16 protein-coding genes and 2 tRNA genes are annotated in these 19,293 nt (G+C 69.6%); 2 read left to right on the plus strand and 16 right to left on the minus strand.

The annotated features are described in order from the left end of the window. From mrdA to SVTN_RS12950, 9 genes are all read right to left on the minus strand, one after another. The gene (gene mrdA, locus SVTN_RS12910) at window positions 1–2,244 is read right to left on the minus strand and encodes a penicillin-binding protein 2 (protein ID WP_041129224.1); all 2,244 of its coding nucleotides are present in this window, start codon (window positions 2,242–2,244) and stop codon (window positions 1–3) included. Between the two features lie 19 nt (window positions 2,245–2,263). After that, complete coding sequence (mreD, locus tag SVTN_RS12915; protein WP_041129225.1) at window positions 2,264–2,932, minus strand: rod shape-determining protein MreD; 669 nt, start codon at window positions 2,930–2,932, stop codon at window positions 2,264–2,266. Next, window positions 2,929–3,921, minus strand: coding sequence for a rod shape-determining protein MreC (mreC, locus tag SVTN_RS12920; protein WP_041129226.1), 993 nt, complete (start codon window positions 3,919–3,921; stop codon window positions 2,929–2,931). The genes mreD and mreC overlap by 4 nt, the downstream gene beginning before the upstream one ends. A 62-nt stretch (window positions 3,922–3,983) precedes the next feature. Next, window positions 3,984–5,003 (minus strand): rod shape-determining protein, encoded by a 1,020-nt coding sequence (locus tag SVTN_RS12925; protein WP_017239313.1) that lies wholly within the window; start codon window positions 5,001–5,003, stop codon window positions 3,984–3,986. Between the two features lie 230 nt (window positions 5,004–5,233). Then, on the minus strand, window positions 5,234–5,647 hold the full coding sequence (ndk, locus tag SVTN_RS12930; protein WP_041129227.1) for a nucleoside-diphosphate kinase: 414 nt from the start codon (window positions 5,645–5,647) through the stop codon (window positions 5,234–5,236). Between the two features lie 66 nt (window positions 5,648–5,713). Further along, on the minus strand, window positions 5,714–6,070 hold the full coding sequence (locus tag SVTN_RS12935; RefSeq protein WP_041129228.1) for a DUF4233 domain-containing protein: 357 nt from the start codon (window positions 6,068–6,070) through the stop codon (window positions 5,714–5,716). A gap of 5 nt (window positions 6,071–6,075) precedes the next feature. Beyond that, window positions 6,076–7,575: a bifunctional tetrahydrofolate synthase/dihydrofolate synthase gene (gene folC / locus SVTN_RS12940; RefSeq protein ID WP_041129229.1), complete on the minus strand. Its 1,500-nt coding sequence runs from the start codon at window positions 7,573–7,575 to the stop codon at window positions 6,076–6,078. A gap of 134 nt (window positions 7,576–7,709) precedes the next feature. Then, window positions 7,710–8,849, minus strand: coding sequence for a sensor histidine kinase (locus SVTN_RS12945; RefSeq protein ID WP_041133842.1), 1,140 nt, complete (start codon window positions 8,847–8,849; stop codon window positions 7,710–7,712). Between the two features lie 136 nt (window positions 8,850–8,985). After that, on the minus strand, window positions 8,986–11,607 hold the full coding sequence (locus SVTN_RS12950; RefSeq protein ID WP_041129230.1) for a valine--tRNA ligase: 2,622 nt from the start codon (window positions 11,605–11,607) through the stop codon (window positions 8,986–8,988). A 138-nt stretch (window positions 11,608–11,745) separates the two neighbouring features. Between SVTN_RS12950 and SVTN_RS12955 the strand changes: the two genes are divergently transcribed. Next, complete coding sequence (locus SVTN_RS12955) at window positions 11,746–12,717, plus strand: membrane protein (protein WP_041129231.1); 972 nt, start codon at window positions 11,746–11,748, stop codon at window positions 12,715–12,717. A gap of 64 nt (window positions 12,718–12,781) precedes the next feature. Here SVTN_RS12955 and clpX read toward each other — a convergent pair whose 3' ends face one another. From clpX to SVTN_RS12980, 5 genes are all read right to left on the minus strand, one after another. Next, a complete protein-coding gene (gene clpX / locus SVTN_RS12960; RefSeq protein WP_015033605.1) occupies window positions 12,782–14,065 on the minus strand; it encodes an ATP-dependent Clp protease ATP-binding subunit ClpX in 1,284 nt (427 codons plus the stop codon). A gap of 156 nt (window positions 14,066–14,221) precedes the next feature. Beyond that, window positions 14,222–14,884, minus strand: coding sequence for an ATP-dependent Clp protease proteolytic subunit (locus SVTN_RS12965; protein WP_030684990.1), 663 nt, complete (start codon window positions 14,882–14,884; stop codon window positions 14,222–14,224). 65 nt (window positions 14,885–14,949) lie between these two features. Then, complete coding sequence (locus SVTN_RS12970; RefSeq protein WP_041129232.1) at window positions 14,950–15,567, minus strand: ATP-dependent Clp protease proteolytic subunit; 618 nt, start codon at window positions 15,565–15,567, stop codon at window positions 14,950–14,952. Between the two features lie 240 nt (window positions 15,568–15,807). Continuing rightward, on the minus strand, window positions 15,808–17,196 hold the full coding sequence (tig, locus tag SVTN_RS12975) for a trigger factor (RefSeq protein ID WP_041129233.1): 1,389 nt from the start codon (window positions 17,194–17,196) through the stop codon (window positions 15,808–15,810). A 171-nt stretch (window positions 17,197–17,367) separates the two neighbouring features. Next, window positions 17,368–17,444, minus strand: a tRNA-Pro gene (locus SVTN_RS12980). Between the two features lie 133 nt (window positions 17,445–17,577). Here SVTN_RS12980 and SVTN_RS12985 point away from each other — a divergent pair. Continuing rightward, window positions 17,578–17,648: transfer RNA gene (locus SVTN_RS12985), tRNA-Gly, on the plus strand. 99 nt (window positions 17,649–17,747) lie between these two features. Here SVTN_RS12985 and SVTN_RS12990 read toward each other — a convergent pair. Both SVTN_RS12990 and SVTN_RS12995 read right to left on the minus strand, forming a co-directional pair. After that, complete coding sequence (locus SVTN_RS12990) at window positions 17,748–17,942, minus strand: hypothetical protein (protein ID WP_041129234.1); 195 nt, start codon at window positions 17,940–17,942, stop codon at window positions 17,748–17,750. A gap of 137 nt (window positions 17,943–18,079) precedes the next feature. After that, entirely contained in the window at window positions 18,080–19,225 is a 1,146-nt protein-coding gene (locus SVTN_RS12995) for a PP2C family protein-serine/threonine phosphatase (RefSeq protein ID WP_041129235.1), read from the minus strand. Between the last annotated feature and the right edge of the window lie 68 nt (window positions 19,226–19,293).

The following is a 19,293-nucleotide window of genomic DNA, read 5'->3' on the forward strand; positions in this document are numbered from 1 at the left end:
TCAGAGCCTCCCTCGGTGGGTGGCGGGCGGGCCCGCGAGCTGGTTGTCGTCCGGCTTCTTGGTGGGGGTTGTCGGGTCCGGGGTCGGGGCGGCCGGCTGGGTGCCGTCCGCCTTCTCCGGGTCCACCTTCTGCGACTCGGGGTCGTACGGTGCGATCTTCGGCGCGTCGATGGAGCCGTCGGCCTCGATCTTCGGCAGGGCCTTCTGCGGCTGCGGCAGCAGGGCCCGCTTGAGGTCCTGGTTGCCGGCGTCGTCAAGTCCGTAGAGCGCGTCGTAGATGTTGCGTACGGCGGGGCCCGAGGCGCCGGAGCCGGTACCACCCTGGGAGATCGTCATGACGATCGCGTAGTCCTTGGTGTACGTGGCGAACCAGGAGGTCGTCTGCTTGCCGTAGACCTCGGCGGTACCCGTCTTGGCGTGCATCGGGATCTTGTCCTGCGGCCAGCCGCCGAATCGCCAGGCGGCGGTACCGCGGGTGGCGACTCCCGCGAGGGCTTCGTCTATCAAGTTGCGGGTGTCGGCGTCGAAGGGGAGCCTGCCGTGCGACTTGGGCGCGATCTCGTGCACCTTCTTGCCGTCGGGGCTGATGATCGCCTTGCCGACGGTGGGGTTCCACAGGGTGCCGCCGTTGGAGATGGCGGCGTAGATGGTGGCCATCTGGATGGGGGTGACGAGGGTGTCGCCCTGTCCGATGGAGTAGTTGACGGAGTCACCGGCGCGCATCAGGTTGCCCTCCAGGCAGTTCTCGTACGAGAGCTGCTGGACGTAGGTGCCGCCCTTCTTGCCGTACTTGCACCACCAGTCCTTGTTGTCCTCCCAGAACTTCTGCTTCCACTGGCGGTCGGGGACGCGGCCGGAGACCTCGTTGGGGAGGTCGATGCCGGTCTCGGCGCCGAGGCCGAACTGGTGGGCGGTCTTGTAGAACCAGTCGCCCGGGTTCTTCTTCGGCTTCATCCCGCCGTCCTTGATCCACTGCTGGTGGGCGAGGGCGTAGAAGACGGTGTCGCAGGAGACTTCGAGGGCGCGGCCGAGGCTGATGGGGCCGTGGTTCTGCGATTCGAAGTTCTTGAAGACCTGGTTGCCGATGGAGTACGAGCTGGTGCACGGGTAGCGGCCGTCGAAGTCGTAGCCCGCGTTGACGGCGGCGGTGGTCGAGATGACCTTGAAGATGGAGCCGGGGGCGGCCTGGCCCTGGATGGCCCGGTTGAGGAGCGGGAAGTTGGAGTCCTTGCCGGTGAGGGCGGTGTAGTCCTTGGCGGAGATGCCGCCGACCCAGGCGTTGGGGTCGTAGTCGGGCTGCGAGGCCATGGCGACGATGCGGCCGGTCTTGGCCTCCATGACGACGACGGCGCCGGAGTCGGCCTTGTAGTTCTCGTTGGTGTTCCTGTCGACGACCTTGCGGGCCTCGACCATCGCGTTGTGCAGTTCCCATTCGGCGACCGCCTGCACGCGGGCGTCGATGGAGGTGACGACGTTGGCGCCGGGCACGGCGGGGTCGTTCTTGGCCTGGCCGATGACCCGGCCGAGGTTGTCGACCTCGTAGCGGGTGACGCCGGCCTTGCCGCGTAGTTGCTTGTCGTACGTGCGCTCCAGGCCGGAGCGGCCGACCTGGTCGGAGCGGAGGAACGGCGAGTCGGTGTCCTTGGCCTTCTCGATCTCGGCGTCGGTGACGGGCGAGAGGTAGCCGAGGACCTGGGAGGTGCGGGCCTTGCCGGGGGCCGGGTAGCGGCGTACGGCGGTGGGTTCGGCGGTGATGCCGGGGAAGTCCTCGGCGCGCTCGCGGATCTGGAGGGCCTGCTGGGTGGTGGCCTCGTCGGTGACGGGGATCGGCTGGTAGGGCGAACCGTTCCAGCAGGGCTTGGGCGTCTTGGAGTCGCAGAGCCGGATCTTGTTGACGACCTCGTCGGGCTTCATGTCGAGGACGTCGGCGAGCCGGGTCAGGACGGCCTTGCCGCGGTCCTTCATCTTCATCAGCTCGGTGCGGGACGCGGAGACCACGAGCCGGGTCTCGTTGTCGGCGAGCGGGACGCCGCGGGCGTCGAGCAGCGAGCCGCGGACGGCGGGCTGGACGACCTGCTGGACGTGGTTGTTCTTCGCCTCGTCCGTGTACTCCTTGCCGTTCCGGATCTGGAGGTACCAGAGGCGGCCCCCCAGGGTGAGGAGCAGGGAGAAGACGAGGATCTGGATGACGACGAGCCGGATCTGGACCCGGGGGGTCCTCCCGGTCTCGGGAATGTTGGTCATGCTGCCGGTGCCCCCTCGATCACAGTCGCTTGACTCCCTTGATGCGTCCGGCCCGTGTGGCGCGGCTCCGTGCGGCCTTCACGCGCAGGCCGCCGCGCTGGGTGCCGATCCTCAGGCCGGTGCCGGAGGAGAGCCAGCCGGAGGCGACGTCGGCGCCGTTGCCGCCGCCGGTGTCGGCGAGCGGGTCGTTCTCGGCGCGGCGGGCCAGGGCCATGATGAGCGGCACGGTGAAGGGCGCGAGGAGCAGGTCGTACAGGCCCGCGGTGAACAGCAGGAAGCCGAGGCCGACATGGCGGGCGGCGGTGTCGCCGACGAGGGCGCCGACGCCCGCGTAGAGGAGCGTGGAGCCGATGGCCGCGGCGACGACGACGGCCATGGGGCCGGTCGCGGAGGTCAGCCGGCCGTTGTCCGGCTTCGCGAGCCCGACGAGGTAGCCGATGACGCAGAGCACGAGGGCGTAGCGGCCCGCGGCGTGGTCGGCGGGCGGGGCGAGGTCGGAGAGGAGGCCGGCGGTGAAGCCGACGAGGGAGCCGCTGACGGGTCCGTACACGAGGGCGAGTCCGACGACGGTCAGGAGGACGAGGTCGGGGACGGCGCCGGGGAGTTGGAGGCGGGCGAGGACGGAGACCTGGACGACCAGGGCCACCACGATCAGGGTGGCGGAGAGGAGGATGCGGTTGAACTTCACGGCGTCACGCCCCCCTGGTCCTGCTGGTTCTGACCGTCGTTCTGATTCTGGCCCTGCTTCTGCGGGTCCGCCTGCTGTCCGTCCGGTGGCGGCGGTGTGACCGTGACGGTGACGGTCGGCGCGGGCTTGGGCTTCTGCGGCAGCACCATGTCGCGGGGGTCGGAGCGCGGGGCCTGGACGACGACGCCGACGATGTCGAGCTTGGTGAAGCCGACGTACGGGCGGACGTAGACGTTGCGGGTCAGACCGCCGCCCGAGGGGTCGACGCGGACGACCTCGCCGACGGGGACGCCGGGCACGAAGGGCTTGTCGGCGCGGGAGCCGAAGGTGACGAGCCGGTCGCCCGGCTTCACCTTGGCCTTGCCGTTGAGGAGCTGGACGAGCAGGGGGCTGTCGCCCTGGCCGGTGGCGAAGCCGAGTTCGTCGCTCTTCTCCATGCGGGTGCCGACGGTGAAGTCGGGGTCGTTGGCGAGCAGGACCGTGGAGGTGGAGGGGCCGACGGTGGTGACGCGGCCGACAAGCCCGGAGCCGTTGAGCACGGTCATGTCCCGCTTGATGCCGTCGCGGGCGCCGACGTCGATGGTGACGGTCCAGGAGAAGCCCTGGGCCGCTCCTATGGCGATGACCTGGGCGCCCTTGATGCCGTACTGCCCGGCGCCGGCGGTCTTGAGCATGGTGTCGAGCTCGTGCAGCCGGTTGCGGTTGCGGTCGTCGCTGCCGAGCTTCGCCTTGAGCTCGGCGTTCTCCTTCTCCAGGGCGGCGATCCGGGTGTGCCGCTCGCCGGAGTCCCGTACCGCGCCTATGGCGTTGCCGACGGGATCGACGGCGGCCGCCACACCGTTCTCGACGGGCCCGAAGACCGCCGCTGCGGCCTGTCGGGCACCGTCGACGGGTGACTCCTGACCGCCGCGGATGTCCACCGTGATCAGTGCGAACGCGATGGCGATCAGCAGCACCAGGAGCAGCCGGCTCTCTCGTGTGTCCCTCACGTGCGGCGGCCGTGCCTTTCCTCGTGGTTCGGTTGTTCGGCTGTACGGGTGAAGCGGTGTCGCTAGCGGCGCGGCTGGGCGTCCAGGACCTGCTGGAGGGCTTCGAACTCCTCCACGCACTTGCCGGAGCCGAGCGCCACCGAGTCCAGCGGGTCCTCGGCGATGTGGATCGGCATGCCGGTCTCGCGCCGGAGGCGCTCGTCGAGGCCGCGGAGCAGGGCGCCGCCACCCGTGAGAACGATGCCGCGGTCCATGACGTCACCGGAGAGCTCCGGCGGGCACTTGTCGAGGGTGGTCTTCACGGCGTCGACGATCGCGTTGACCGGCTCCTCGATGGCCTTGCGGACCTCGGCGGCGGAGATGACCACGGTCTTGGGGAGGCCGGAGACGAGGTCGCGGCCGCGGATCTCGGTGTGCTCGTCCTTGTCGAGGTCGTACGCGGAGCCGATGGTGATCTTGATCTGCTCGGCGGTGCGCTCACCGAGGAGGAGCGAGTACTCCTTCTTGATGTGCTGGATGATCGCGTTGTCCAGCTCGTCGCCGGCGACCCGGATGGACTGTGCCGTGACGATTCCGCCGAGGGAGATGACGGCGACCTCGGTGGTGCCGCCGCCGATGTCGACGACCATGTTGCCGGTGGCCTCGTGGACGGGGAGACCCGAGCCGATGGCCGCCGCCATGGGCTCCTCGATGATGTGCACCTGGCGGGCACCGGCCTGGGTCGACGCCTCGATCACGGCGCGGCGCTCCACTCCGGTGATGCCGGAGGGCACGCAGACGACGACGCGGGGGCGGGCCAGGTAGCGGCGCTTGTGGATCTTGAGGATGAAGTAGCGGAGCATCCGCTCGGTGATCTCGAAGTCGGCGATCACGCCGTCCTTGAGCGGGCGCACGGCGACGATGTTGCCGGGGGTCCGGCCGATCATCTTCTTCGCCTCGGCGCCGACCGCGAGGATGCCCCCGGTGTTGGTGTTGATGGCGACGACTGACGGTTCGTTCAGAACGATGCCTCGACCCCTGACGTACACCAGCGTGTTGGCGGTCCCGAGGTCGACAGCCATGTCACGGCCGATGAACGACATAGAGTTCCCCTTGTTTCCCATGGCTGAGAGTGGTGCGGCGTGGAGTTTTCCATCGTAGTGCCGCCCACGCGGATGGCGCGCGGTGGTCCACCTCTGTACAGGTGACGGCAGGACGCGGCGATCCGTTCCCGCAATGTGCGTTCATATGCCTGGGGGCGACCGAAATTCCTTCGGTCGCCCCACAGGGTGGTTCGTTCGGCCGACTTCGGCCCACTCCGCCTGACTTCGCGTCAGACGAGACCCGGGAAGAAGATCTTCAGCTCGCGGGCCGCCGACTCCTCGGAGTCCGAGGCGTGGATGAGGTTCTCGCGGACGATCGTGCCGAAGTCGCCACGGATGGAGCCCGGCGCGGCGGCGATCGGGTCGGTCGGACCGGCCAGCGTGCGCAGGCCCTCGATGACCCGCTCGCCCTCGACGACGAGCGCGACGACCGGGCCGGACTGCATGAAGCCCATCAGCGGCTCGTAGAAGGGCTTGCCCTTGTGCTCGCCGTAGTGCTGCTCCAGCGTGTCCTGGTCGAGCTCGCGCAGCTCCAGGGCCGTGATGGTCCAGCCGGCCTTGCGCTCGATGCGGCCGATGATCTCGCCGATCAGACCACGGCGGACGGCGTCGGGCTTGAGCAGGACGAGCGATCGCTGGCTCACGGGGGAACTCCTTCGGAAAAGCGGTGTGCGGGACCTCCGAGGCTACAGGGCCCGCACGCCCCTCGATTACGCAGCGTCAGGCCCTGCCGAGGCCTGCGCGGCGGCCCAGCGGGCCTTGGTCTCGTCGATCCGCCGCCCGTAGTGCACCGAGGCCCACCACAGACCGGCGAAGACCGCTCCGAGGAAGAACATGGTGGGGACGAAGAAGCCGCTGAGGATCAGCCCCGCCTGCAGGGCCCAGCCGAGCTGCACCCCGCCGGGCCTGGTGAGCATCCCGCACAGCAGCACCGAGAGGACCATGGCCACGCCGCAGACCCACCAGACGGTGGAGGTCGCGAGGCCGTCGTCCTTCATGGCGACGAGCCCGGCGAAGCCGATCACGAAGAACTCGCCGATGAGCGTCGAGGAACAGAGCACACGCATCGGGTTCAGCCCCTTCGCAGCAGCAGCCGGGCGTCGCCGACCGTGAAGATCGAACCGGTCACGAGGACACCCGCGCCGCCGTACTCGGCCTCTTCCTCCGCGAGGGTGATGGCGGCCTCGATGGCGTCCGGCAGCCGCGGCTCGACGACGACCCGGTCCTCGCCGAAGACCTCGACCGCGATCGCGGCGAGCGCGTCGACGTCGGTGGCCCGCGGGTTGGAGTTCGCGGTGATCACGACCTCCGCGAAGATCGGCTCGAAGGCCTCGAGGAGCCCCTTGGCGTCCTTGTCGCCGCTCGTGGAGACCACGCCGATGAGCCGGGAGAAGCCGAAGGCCTCGCTGACGCCCTCCGCCGTCGCCCGCGCGCCGTGCGGGTTGTGCGCGGCGTCCAGGATGACGGTGGGCGAGGAGCGGACGATCTCCAGGCGACCCGGCGAGGCCACCTGGGCGAAGGCCCGGCGGACGGTGTCGAGGTCCAGGGTCCTGGCGTGCTCGGCGCCGATCCCGAAGAAGGCCTCGACCGCCGCGAGCGCCACCGCCGCGTTGTGCGCCTGGTAGGCGCCGTGCAGCGGCAGGAAGATCTCGTCGTACTCGCCGCCGAGGCCGCGCAGGGTGAGGAGCTGGCCGCCGACCGCGATCTCGCGGGAGACGACGCCGAACTCCATGCCCTCGCGGGCCACGGTCGCATCCGCCTCGACGGCCTTCTTCAGCAGGACCTGGGCGGCGTCGACCGGCTGCTGGGCCAGGATGACGGTCGCGCCCTGCTTGATGATCCCGGACTTCTCGGCCGCGATCTCGGCGGTCGTCGCGCCGAGCCGGTCGGTGTGGTCGAGGTCGATGGGGGTGACGACGGCGACGGAGGCGTCGATGACGTTCGTCGCGTCCCAGGTGCCGCCCATGCCGACCTCGACGACGGCCGCGTCGACCGGGGCGTCCGCGAAGGCCGCGTACGCCATGCCGGTGAGGACCTCGAAGAAGGAGAGCCGGTACTCCTCGCGGGCGTCGACCAGCTCCACGTACGGCTTGACGTCCTGGTACGTCTCGATGAACCGCTCGGCGGAGATCGGGGCGCCGTCCAGGCTGATCCGCTCGGTGATGGTCTGCACGTGCGGCGAGGTGTAGCGCCCGGTGCGCAGCTCGAAGGCGCCGAGCAGGGCCTCGATCATGCGGGCCGTCGACGTCTTGCCGTTGGTGCCGGTGATGTGGATCGAGGGGTACGCGCGCTGCGGCTCGCCGAGGACGTCCATCAGGGCCGCGATCCGCTTGACGGAGGGCTCCAGCTTGGTCTCGCCCCAGCGGGTGGACAGCTCGGTCTCGACCTCGCGCAGGGCCTTGTCCAGCTCGGGGTCCTCGGGGCGGCTGGGCACGGGGTCGCCCTGCGGCGGCCCGGCCTGGGCACGCAGGGTGCGGCTGCCGGCCTCGATCACCGCCAGATCGGGGTCGCGGTCTGTCTCGGCGTCGACGATGTCGTCGAACTGGTCACTCGGGTCGCTCGGCTCGCTCACGAGCCCAGTCTACGGAGGGGGCGCGGCCGGGATTGTCCCGGGAAGGCGGAAACGGTCCGCCGGGTCAGCGGCCCGGGCCCGTCGGAACGGTCGGCCGGGTCAGCGGCCCAGGCCGGTCGGAACGGTCGGCCGGGTCAGCGGCCCAGGCCGGTCGGGAGGAGGGCCGTCACCCGGTAGGCGCCGTCCTCCCGGCGGGCCTTCAGCGTGCCGCCCATGCTGGTGACCCGCTCCTCCATGGAGAACAGGCCGGTGCCGGTCGAGACGGGCGCCGGGGTCGGCGGGGCCTTCGGCAGCGGGTTGCGGACCTCGATCCGCAGGTCGGGTCCCTCGACGGTGATCGCGACGGTCACCGGGAGGCCGGGCGCGTGCTTGGCGGCGTTCGTCAGGCACTCCCGTACGACGCGGTGGACGGCGGCCTGCCGGAGCGGGGACAGCTCCTTGGCCTCCTCGGCGACCGTCAGTTCGACGGGGCTGCCCATCCGTTCGCTCTCCTCCGCGAGCTCGGCGAGCCCTCCGAGGCCGGGCGTGGCGGCGTCCCGGTCGGCGCGGCGCACGATCGTCTCGTTGAGCATGAGGTGGGCGCGCCGGGCGGTGTCCGCGAGCTCCTCGAAGTCCTTCTGGTGGGCCTCTCCCCTGGCCCGTACGGAGAGGACCTCGGCCCGCACCGCGAGGACGGTGAGCTCGCGGCCGACCAGGTCGTGGACGTCCCGGCCGACGGAGATCCGCTCCTCCTGGACGGCCTGCCGGGCGGCGGCCTCGCGGCGCTGGACCTCCAGGGCGCGGACGAGGTCCTGCCGGTACGCGGCGATGCCGACGCCCGCCGCGAGGACGCCGATCGGGACGACCAGGCTGAGGAAGTCGCTGACGGTCTCGCCGTGCTCGGCGGGCCAGCCGGGCGTGAGGAAGTAGGCGTACGCCACGGCGACGTACAGCAGGGTCGCGGCGATCGCGGCGCGGCGGCCCCGGAACCGGCCGATCGAGTAGAGCGCGAACTGGATCATGGTCAGCTCGTGCAGCCAGCCCATCAGGCCGAGCGCCACCACGTACGGCAGCCACGGCAGCCGGCGGCGCAGCACGAGCGTGGCCGCGCCGGCCGCCAGGACCAGGGTCGCGGTGACCCCGGTGAGGGAGTTGTCGGCGCGGGCGAGCCCCGGCACGTCCAGGACCATCAGACCGAAGGCGCTGAGCGCGGCGACGACGTCGAGGGCGCGGGGCGAGACGGCCCACCGGTCCACGCAACGGCGGAGCGCGGGGACGGTGGGGAGGCGGAGCATGCCCTCCATCATCCAGGGTCTTTCGTCCCGACCCCCTGGACTTCGGTCACAAGTCGCGTGATGTCACCCACAAACGGACAAAACCGAAGGGGCCCGGAACCGTGCGTGACGGTTCCGGGCCCCTTCGTCGTACGGGCTACGCCTGCGGCAGGTTCGCCAGCTGGTTCTGGATGCGGGCGATGTCCTCGTCCGCCTTGGCGAGCCGGCCCTTGATCTTGTCGACCACGTTGTCCGGGGCCTTGGCGAGGAAGGCCTCGTTTCCGAGCTTGCCCTCGGCCTGCGCCTTCTCCTTCTCGGCGGCGGCCAGGTCCTTGGCGAGGCGCTTGCGCTCGGCGGCCACGTCGATCGTGCCCGAGAGGTCGAGCGCGACCTCGGCGCCGGCGACCGGCAGGGTGGCGGTGGCGGCGAAGCCCTCGCCCTCCGGCTGGAGGCGCAGGATCTGACGGATGGCGGCCTCGTGCGCGACGAGCGGGGTGCCGGTCAGCGTGAGGCGGGCGGGCACCTTCTGGGCGTCCTGGAGGCCCTGCTCCTTGCGGAAGCGGCGGACCTCGGTGACGACCCGCTGGACGAGCTCGATCTCGCGCTCGGCGGCCTCGTCGCGGAAGCCGCTGTCCTTCGGCCAGTCGGCGATGACGAGGGACTCGCCGCCGGTCAGCGTCGTCCACAGGGTGTCCGTGACGAACGGGACGATCGGGTGCAGGAGTCGCAGCATGACGTCCAGGACCTCGCCGAGGACCCGGCCGGAGACCTTGGCGCCCTCGCCGCCCGCGAAGAACGTGGTCTTCGACAGCTCGACGTACCAGGCGAAGACCTCGTCCCACGCGAAGTGGTAGAGCGACTCGCTCAGCTTGGCGAACTGGAAGTCCTCGTAGTACGCGTCGACCTGAGCGACCGTCTCGTTCAGCCGGGACAGGATCCAGCGGTCGGTCGCCGACATCGCGGAGGCGTCCGGCAGCGGACCCTCGATGTTCGCGCCGTTCATCATCGCGAAACGGGTCGCGTTCCAGATCTTGTTGGCGAAGTTGCGGGACGCCTGGACCCAGTCCTCGCCGATCGGCACGTCGGCGCCCGGGGTGGCGCCCTTGGCCAGGGTGAAGCGGACGGCGTCGGAGCCGTACGCGTCCATCCAGTCCAGCGGGTCGACCGCGTTCGGGTTGGACTTCGACATCTTCTTGCCGAACTCGTCGCGGACGAGACCGGTCAGCGCGATCGTCGTGAACGGGACCTCGCCGTCCATCGCGTACAGGCCGAACATCATCATCCGGGCGACCCAGAAGAAGATGATGTCGTGGCCGGTGAGCAGGACGTCGGTCGAGTAGAACTTCTCCAGGTCCGGGGTCTTCTCCGGCCAGCCGAGCGTCGAGAACGGCCACAGGCCGGACGAGAACCAGGTGTCCAGGACGTCGGGGTCCTGGGTCCAGCCCTCGCCCGCCGGCGGCTCCTCGTCGGGTCCGACGCAGACGACCTGGCCCTCGGGGCCGTACCAGATCGGGATGCGGTGGCCCCACCACAGCTGGCGCGAGATGCACCAGTCGTGCATGTTGTCGACCCAGTCGAAGTAGCGCCTCGACATGTCCTCGGGGTGGATCTTCACCCGGCCGTCGCGGACGGCGTCGCCGGCCTCCTTGGCCAGCGGACCGACCTTGACCCACCACTGCATCGACAGGCGCGGCTCGACCGTCGTCTTGCAGCGCGAGCAGTGGCCCACCGCGTGCATGTACGGGCGCTTCTCGGCGACGATCCGGCCCTGCTCCCTGAGCGCGCCGACGATCGCCGAGCGGGCCTCGAAGCGGTCCAGGCCGAGGAAGGGGCCGTGGACGGTGATGACGCCGTGCTCGTCCATCACGGTGAGGGACGGCAGGTCGTGGCGGCGGCCGATCTCGAAGTCGTTCGGGTCGTGCGCCGGGGTCACCTTGACGGCGCCGGTGCCGAACTCCGGGTCGACGTGCGTGTCGGCGACGACCGGGATCGTACGATCGGTCAGCGGCAGCTTGATCCGCTTGCCGACCAGGTGCTTGTAGCGCTCGTCGTCGGGGTGGACGGCGACGGCGGTGTCACCGAGCATCGTCTCCGCGCGGGTCGTCGCGACGACGAGGCTGTCCTCGCCCTCGCCGTACCGGATGGAGACGAGCTCGCCGGCGTCGTCCTGGTACTCGACCTCGATGTCGGAGAGCGCGGTGAGGCAGCGCGGGCACCAGTTGATGATGCGCTCGGCGCGGTAGATCAGCTCGTCGTCGTAGAGCTTCTTGAAGATGGTCTGGACGGCACGGGACAGGCCCTCGTCCATGGTGAAGCGCTCACGGCTCCAGTCGACGCCGTCGCCGAGCCGGCGCATCTGGCCGAGGATCCGGCCGCCGTACTCCTCCTTCCACTGCCAGACGCGCTCGACGAACTCCTCGCGGCCCAGGTCGTGGCGGGACTTGCCCTCCTCGGCGAGCTGCTGCTCGACCTTGTTCTGGGTGGCGATGCCGGCGTGGTCCATGCCGGGCAGCCACAGGGCCTCGAAGCCCTGCATGCGCTTGCGGCGGACCAGGGCGTCCATCAGCGTGTGCTGGAAGGCGTGGCCGAGGTGGAGGGAGCCGGTGACGTTCGGCGGCGGGATGACGATGGTGTACGGCGGCTTCTCGGACTTCGCGTCCGCCTCGAAGTACCCGCGCTCTACCCAGCGCTCGTACAGCGGCCCCTCTACCTCGGCCGGCGCGTAGGTGGTCGGCAATTCGGTGGTGGCTGCTGTCTGCTGCTGAGTGTTCTCGGTCACGGGGGCAGTTTAGGGGTGTCCCGGCACTGTCCTGAAACGCTTTGGTTCGGTAACGGTGTGGCCCCCGCCGCGCGTCCGGGACGGCGGTTCCGCCAGGATGTCCGGCAGACATAAACATCCTGTGAGGGGAACCTGTCGATGAGCTACAACCAGCCGGGCCCGTACGGCGGCCAGCAGCCCGGTCCTTACGGCCAGCCGGGCCCGTACGGCCAGCCGCCGCAGCAGCCGGGCCCGTACGGCCAGCCGCAGGCTCCGCAGCCGGGTTACGGATACCCCCAGCAGGCCCCGCAGGGCGTCCCGCCGCAGCAGGCCCCGTACGGCTACCCGCAGCAGCAGCCGGGATACCCCCAGCAGCCCGGCCCCTACGGCCAGCAGCCCCAGTACGGCGCCCCGCAGGGCCCCGGCGGCTACGTGCCGCATCCACCGGCCCCGAAGAAGTCCAAGGCCGGCCTCGTCATCGGCGGCATCGCGGTGGTGGCGGCGCTGGGCGTGGCCGCGTACTTCGTGCTCGGTGGCGGCGGGAACGGTGCCGTCGCCGACGACACCAAGGGGTACAAGATCGCCCCTGCGGCCGCCATCGGCGAGTTCAAGAAGGAGGGCGCCGACAGGGCCGGCGCCATGTCCGCCGAGCAGAAGGCCAACGCCGTCGCCATGGGGATCCAGAACCCCCAGATGATCGCGGCCTCCTACAAGTCCGGCACCGATGCCCTCAAGGCCAAGTCCATGAGCCTGAACGGGATGTGGGGAGAGATCGCCGACCCCGAGAAGGCCCTCGACGCCGCCTTCGCGAACTACGAGAAGAACCAGGCCGCCACGTCGAAGGACGTCAAGATGACGCCCATCGGCAGCCCCGAGTCCAAGACGCCCGCCGGCTTCGAGGGCGCGCTGATGAAGTGCCAGAACATCCAGTTCGAGAGCACCGGCGCGCAGACGACCCCCGGCCCGAAGTCCGCCCAGATTCCCACCTGCATCTGGGCCGACTACAGCACGCTGGGCGTCGTCAACGCCGTCGACCCGGCGGCGATGATGACCGGCGGGACCGGTTTCACCCTGGACCAGGTCGCCGAGCTGGCGGCCCAGCACTACAAGGCCTCCCGCAGCAAGGCGTAACCCCGCGTACGCAGAAGGGGCGCCCCGCCGGTTCGGCGGGGCGCCCCTTCCATGTCCATACGGCTCAGGCGGACTTCTCGTGCCTGCCGTCGTTCTTCACGATCCGCGGGACCAGCGTCGGGTTGACGTTGTTGCGGACGACGTCGGCCGTGATGACCACGCGGGCCACGTCCTTGCGGGACGGGACCTCGTACATGACCGACTGGAGGACCTCCTCCATGATGGCGCGCAGGCCGCGCGCGCCGGTGCCGCGGAGGATCGCCTGGTCGGCGATGGCCTCCAGGGCCGGGCGGTCGAAGTCCAGTTCCACGCCGTCGAGTTCGAAGAGGCGCTGGTACTGCTTCACCAGCGCGTTGCGCGGCTCGACCAGGATCTGGAGGAGCGCCTCGCGGTCCAGGTTGTGGACGGAGGTGAGGACGGGGAGACGGCCGATGAACTCGGGGATCATCCCGAACTTCACCAGGTCCTCCGGCATGACCTCCTGGAACTGGTCGCTCGCCTCGATCTCGCGCTTGGAGCGGATGGTCGCCCCGAAGCCGATGCCCTTGGCGCCCGCCCGCGACTCGATGATCTTCTCCAGGCCGGCGAAGGCGCCGCCCACGATGAAGAGCACGTTCGTCGTGTCGATCTGGATGAACTCCTGGTGCGGGTGCTTCCGGCCGCCCTGCGGGGGGACCGAGGCCGTCGTGCCTTCCAGGATCTTCAGGAGGGCCTGCTGCACGCCCTCACCGCTCACGTCACGCGTGATCGACGGGTTTTCGCTCTTACGGGCGACCTTGTCGATCTCGTCGATGTAGATGATCCCGGTCTCGGCCTTCTTGACGTCGTAGTCGGCGGCCTGGATCAGCTTGAGCAGGATGTTCTCGACGTCCTCGCCGACATAGCCGGCCTCCGTCAGCGCCGTCGCGTCGGCGATGGCGAACGGAACGTTGAGCATGCGGGCCAGGGTCTGCGCGAGCAGCGTCTTGCCCGAGCCCGTGGGACCCAGCAGCAGAATGTTGGACTTCGCCAGTTCGATGGCGTCGTCACGGCCCTGCGCGCCGCCGTTCTCGCCGGCCTGGACGCGCTTGTAGTGGTTGTACACAGCGACGGAGAGGGCCTTCTTGGCCGGCTCCTGGCCGACGACGTAGCCCTCGAGGAACTCGTAGATCTCGCGGGGCTTGGGGAGTTCCTCCCAGCGCACCTCGCTCGTCTCCGCGAGTTCCTCCTCGATGATCTCGTTGCAGAGGTCGATGCACTCGTCGCAGATGTACACACCGGGTCCCGCGATGAGCTTCTTCACCTGCTTCTGGCTCTTTCCGCAGAACGAGCACTTGAGCAGGTCGCCGCCATCACCGATGCGTGCCACGAGGTGCTTCCCCTTCGCCTGGGAGCGCTTGGTTCAGCGACTCCTGGTGCCTCATATTCGACGGTACCTTGCCGGGCCCCCCGTTCGGGCCCCCCTTGGCGTGGTTGACATGGTCGCAATTCGGCCACGCCAACCACGGCGAGGGAAGGTCGGGCGTCAGCGCTCGGCGGAGGCCGTGCTCTTGCGGGTCGAGACGATCTGGTCGATCAGGCCGTACGCCAGGGCGTCCTCGGCCGTCAGGATCTTGTCGCGCTCGATGTCGTCGCGGATCTTCTCGATCGGGGTCGAGGAGTGCTTGGCCAGCATCTCCTCCAGCTGGCTGCGCATGCGCAGGATCTCGTTGGCCGCGATCTCCAGGTCGGAGAGCTGCTCACGGCCGGTGCCGCCGGACGGCTGGTGGATCAGCACGCGGGCGTTCGGCAGGGCCATCCGCTTGCCGGGGGTGCCGGCGGCGAGCAGCACGGCCGCGGCGGAGGCCGCCTGGCCCATGCAGACCGTCTGGATGTCCGGCTTCACGAACTGCATCGTGTCGTAGATCGCCGTGAGGGCGGTGAAGGAGCCGCCCGGGCTGTTGATGTAGATCGAGATGTCGCGGTCCGGGTCCATCGACTCCAGGCACAGGAGCTGCGCCATGACGTCGTTGGCGGAGGCGTCGTCGATCTGCACGCCGAGGAAGATCACGCGCTCCTCGAACAGCTTCGCGTACGGGTCGTACTCGCGGACGCCCTGCGAGGTGCGCTCGACGAAGCGCGGCACGACGTAGCGGTTGTCCATCGGCGCGCCGGTGTAGAGGCCGCTCGGGGAGAGGTTGTTCTGCATCTGGGTGTTCACCGTCCTGGTGGCGTTCAGAGGGGGCTGGGGGCTCTTCGGCGGGCTGCCGGCGCTCAGGCGCCCGTGCCGCCGCCGCCCGGAACACCCGCGGCGTGCGTGATGATGTCGTCGATGAGGCCGTACTCCTTGGCCTCCTCCGCGGTGAACCAGCGGTCGCGGTCGCCGTCGCGGATGATCGCCTCGACGGTCTGGCCGGAGTGGTGCGCGGTGATCTCGGCCATGCGCTTCTTGGTGCGCAGGAGGTACTCGGCCTGGATCTTGATGTCGGAGGCGGTGCCGCCGATGCCGGCGGAGCCCTGGTGCATCAGGATGTCGGTGTTCGGCAGCGCGAAGCGCTTGCCGGGGGTGCCGCCGGTGAGCAGGAACTGGCCCATCGAGGCCGCCATGCCCATACCGATGGTGACGACGTCGTTCGGGATGTACTGCATGGTGTCGTAGACGGCCATGCCGGCCGTCACGGAGCCACCGGGGCTGTTGATGTACAGGAAGATGTCCTTGTCCGGCTCGGCGGCCAGGAGGAGCATCTGCGCGGTGATCTTGTTGGCGATGTCGTCGTCGACCTGCTGGCCGAGGAAGATGATCCGCTCGCCGAGCAGCCGGTTGTAGACATGGTCGCCGAGGCCGCCACCGATGGACGGCTCACCCGCGGCGTAAGGCTTCAGATTCGTCACGTATCCACCTGCTCGTCTCCGACGGCCCCAAGCCGTCTCAGCGTCTTGTTCTGAGGGCAGTGCCCTCGTATTCATGGACCCTAACGCGCAGGTCGGACAACGCCATCCCGGTTCCCGAACTGTTCGCTGGGAGCGCAAGGTAGTTGGGGGCGCATAAGCGGGTCCGGTTACGTCCACGGGCCCGTACGCACAGCAGTGCGTACGGGCCCGTGGAGCAGGGTCCGCCGGGGGCGGGGGCCCTTACTTGTCCTCGGAGACCTCGGCCTCGCCGGTGACGGCCTCGACGGCCTCGGCGGCGGCCTCGACGACCTCGTCCTCGTCGTCGGAGAGGTCGACGACCTCGCCGTTGGTGTCCTTGACCGTGGCGGCCTCGACGACGACCGCGAGGGCCTTGCCGCGGGCGACCTCGCCGACGAGCATCGGGACCTGGCCCTGCTGGGCCACGGCCTGGGCGAACTGGTCGGGGCTCATGCCGGAGGAGGCGGCACGGCGGAACAGGTGCTCGGTGAGCTCCTCGCGGGAGACGTCGAGCTTCTCCTTGTTGACGAGCTCATCGAGGATGAACTGCGTCTTGATGCCCTTCTCGGCCTGCTCCTTGGTCTCGGCCAGGAACTCCTCCTCGGTCTTGCCCTGGATCTCCAGGTACTTCGCGAGGTCGAGGCCCATCTGGCCGAGCTGGTGGTGCTCCAGGTTGTGCTTGCGGGTGTTGATCTCGTCCTCGAGAAGCTTCTCGGGCATCGGGACCTCGACCAGCTTGAGGAGCTCGTCGAGGACGCGCTCCTGGGCCTGGGTGGCCTGGTCGAACTGCTTCATGTTCTCGAGGCGCTTGCGGCTGTCGGCCTTGAGCTCGTCGAGGGTGTCGAACTCCGACGCCATCTGCGCGAACTCGTCGTCGAGCTCGGGGAGCTCACGGGCGGCGACGGCGGTGACCTTGACGGTGACCTCCGCGTCCTTGCCCTCGGCGGAGCCGCCCTTCAGCTGCGAGGTGAAGGTGGCCTCGCCGCCGGCCTCCAGGCCCTTGACGGCCTCGTCGATGCCGTCGAGGAGCTCGCCGGAGCCGATGGTGTACGAGACGTCGCTGGCGACACCGTCGGGCAGGACCTCGCCGTCGACCTTGGCCTCGAGGTCGATGGTGACGACGTCGCCCTCGGCGGCGGCGCGCTCGACGGTCTTCGTCGAGGCGAAGCGCTCGCGGAGCTGCTCCACGGACTTCTCGACGTCCTCGTCGGTGACCTCGACCGCGTCGACGGTGACCTCGATGCCGGAGTAGTCCGGGATCTCGATCGTCGGGCGGACGTCGACCTCGGCGGTGAAGGCCAGCAGCTCGCCGTCCTTCAGCTCGGTGATGTCGACCTCGGGCTGGCCGAGCGGGTTGACCTCGGCCTCGTTGACGGCCTCGGTGTAGAACTTCGGGAGCGCGTCGTTGACGGCCTCCTCCAGCACGGCGCCGCGACCGAACCGCTGGTCGATCACGCGAGCCGGGATCTTGCCCTTACGGAAGCCCTTGACCGTGACCTGCTGGTTGATCTTCTTGTACGCCGCGTCGAGGCTGTCCTTGAGCTCCTCGAAGGGCACCTCGACAGTGAGCCGAACCCGGGTCGGGTTCAGGGTCTCCACGGCGCTCTTCACGGTTCGGTCTCCTTGTGGCTGATTCCTGGAATCCACCGGGGCCGCGTGTGGCGGTTCCGGCAGGTCGGCCCGGTCAGAAAGACACACGGGCACGCAGCTTGCATAGTAACCGCAAGCGGGATGACGCCCACAACGTGATCAAGGGTGCGCGAGGTCGGCGCGTGATCGTCATGGTCGGGGTGGCGGGATTTGAACCCACGGCCTTCCGCTCCCAAAGCGGACGCGCTACCAAGCTGCGCCACACCCCGTCGGTGCGACACGTAGGGTACATGGACGGGGACTGTGCGGCGCCCCCTGATTTCCGGGGTGTGCGCGAAAGGCCGCCGACCGGCTACCATGCTCCTCGTGCCGCGGTCCTCGTGACCTGCGGCGCGACGCTGTGCGGGTGTAGCTCAATGGTAGAGCACTAGTCTTCCAAACTAGCTACGCGGGTTCGATTCCCGTCACCCGCTCTGAACGAAGAAAACCCCAGGTGACCTGGGGTTTTCTTCGTTTCGGGCCGCCGCCGACGCCAGCGGGACGCCGCCGCCCGCAGCCGGCCCGCCGGTCGCTCAGAACTTTATGGCGGCGATCGTCTGCGTTATCGAGTCCAGGAAGCGCTGGATGTCGTCCGCCATGCCGGTGGAGGCGAGGAAGAAGCCGAAGAGGACCGCGACCACGGCCGGGCCGCCCTTGAGGTTCCCCCCGCGGATCAGCACCACCAGGATGATTGCCAACAGCAACACCACAGACAGTGAAATGGCCACAACTGATCACACCCTTGGTCGGTCCCACCTTGCCCACCAGGGAGCCCCTGTCTCGGAACACCCCCCGCTGTCTCCATCGTGCCACCAACCCCCCTGCCCTGACTGCCGGGTGACGAATCGTCGTGCAGAAGATCACGTCAGGCGGGGCGGGAGAGGAGCAGCAGCGCCCGGTCGTCGTTGACGTCCTTGGCGACGGCCTCGATCAGGTGCCAGGCGACGCCCTCGAAGCCCTCGGCGACGCAGCGGTCGGCCTCGCCGGTGAGGCGGTCGATGCCCTCGGCGATGTCCCGGTCGGCGGCCTCGACCAGGCCGTCGGTGAAGAGCATGAGGACGTCGCCGGGGCGCAGGGAGCCCTTGACCGGGTGGAACTCGGCCCCGTCGTAGACGCCGAGGAGGGGGCCTTCGGCGTCCTTCTCCTCCCAGCGCCCGCTGCCCGCGTGGAGCTGGAGGGCGGGCAGGTGGCCGGCCGAGAACAGCTCGTAGTCGCCGGACTCCAGGTCGAGGACGAGGTGGATCGAGGTGGCGAAGCCCTCGTCCCAGTTCTGGCGGAGGAGGTAGCCGTTGGCCGCCGGGAGGAAGCCGTGCGGCGGGAGCGAGCCGAGGAGTCCGCCGAAGGCGCCGGAGAGCAGCAGGGAGCGGGAGGCCGCGTCCATGCCCTTGCCGGAGACGTCGGTGAGGACGACCTCCAGGGTGCGTCCGCCGTGGGTGCGGGCGGCGACGACGAAGTCGCCCGAGAAGGACTGGCCGCCGGCCGGGCGCAGCGCCATCTCGCGGTGCCAGCCCTTGGGGAGCCGGGGCAGGGCGCTCTGGACGCGGATGCGTTCGCGCAGGTCGAAGAGCATGGTGCCGCCGCGCCGCCAGGGCACGCCGACCCGGGCCCGGAACTGGGCGATGAGCAGCCCGAAGAGTCCGCAGGCGGCGACGACCAGGACGGTGCCGGGGGTGACCCTGGCGGGGCCCTGGGTGTACGGGCCGAGGACGACGGACTCGACGATGAGGGCGCCCGCGGCCGCCGCGTACAGGGCGAGCAGGCTGGCGGGGCGCAGCAGCAGGCCGCCGGCCACGATGGGCAGGACGAGCGCGGCGGGCGCGCACCAGACGGGGTCGAAGAGGGTCCCGCACGCGATGGCGGGGATCATCAGGAGGAGTCCCGCGAAGGCGAGCCAGTCCGCGCCGTCGCCGCGGAAGTAGTCGACGGCGGATCTGCGCAGCGCGACGCGGGCCCGGCGCACGCGCCTGCGTGTCCGGGCCGCGTACGTGTTCACTCCGGCGCGCTGTCCCATTGGCCTGGACCCTATCCATCCCGTCGGACATCGTGCAGGGGTACCCCAGGTGACAATGTGCGTGAAAT

Source organism: Streptomyces vietnamensis, assembly GCF_000830005.1.
Lineage (GTDB): Bacteria > Actinomycetota > Actinomycetes > Streptomycetales > Streptomycetaceae > Streptomyces > Streptomyces vietnamensis.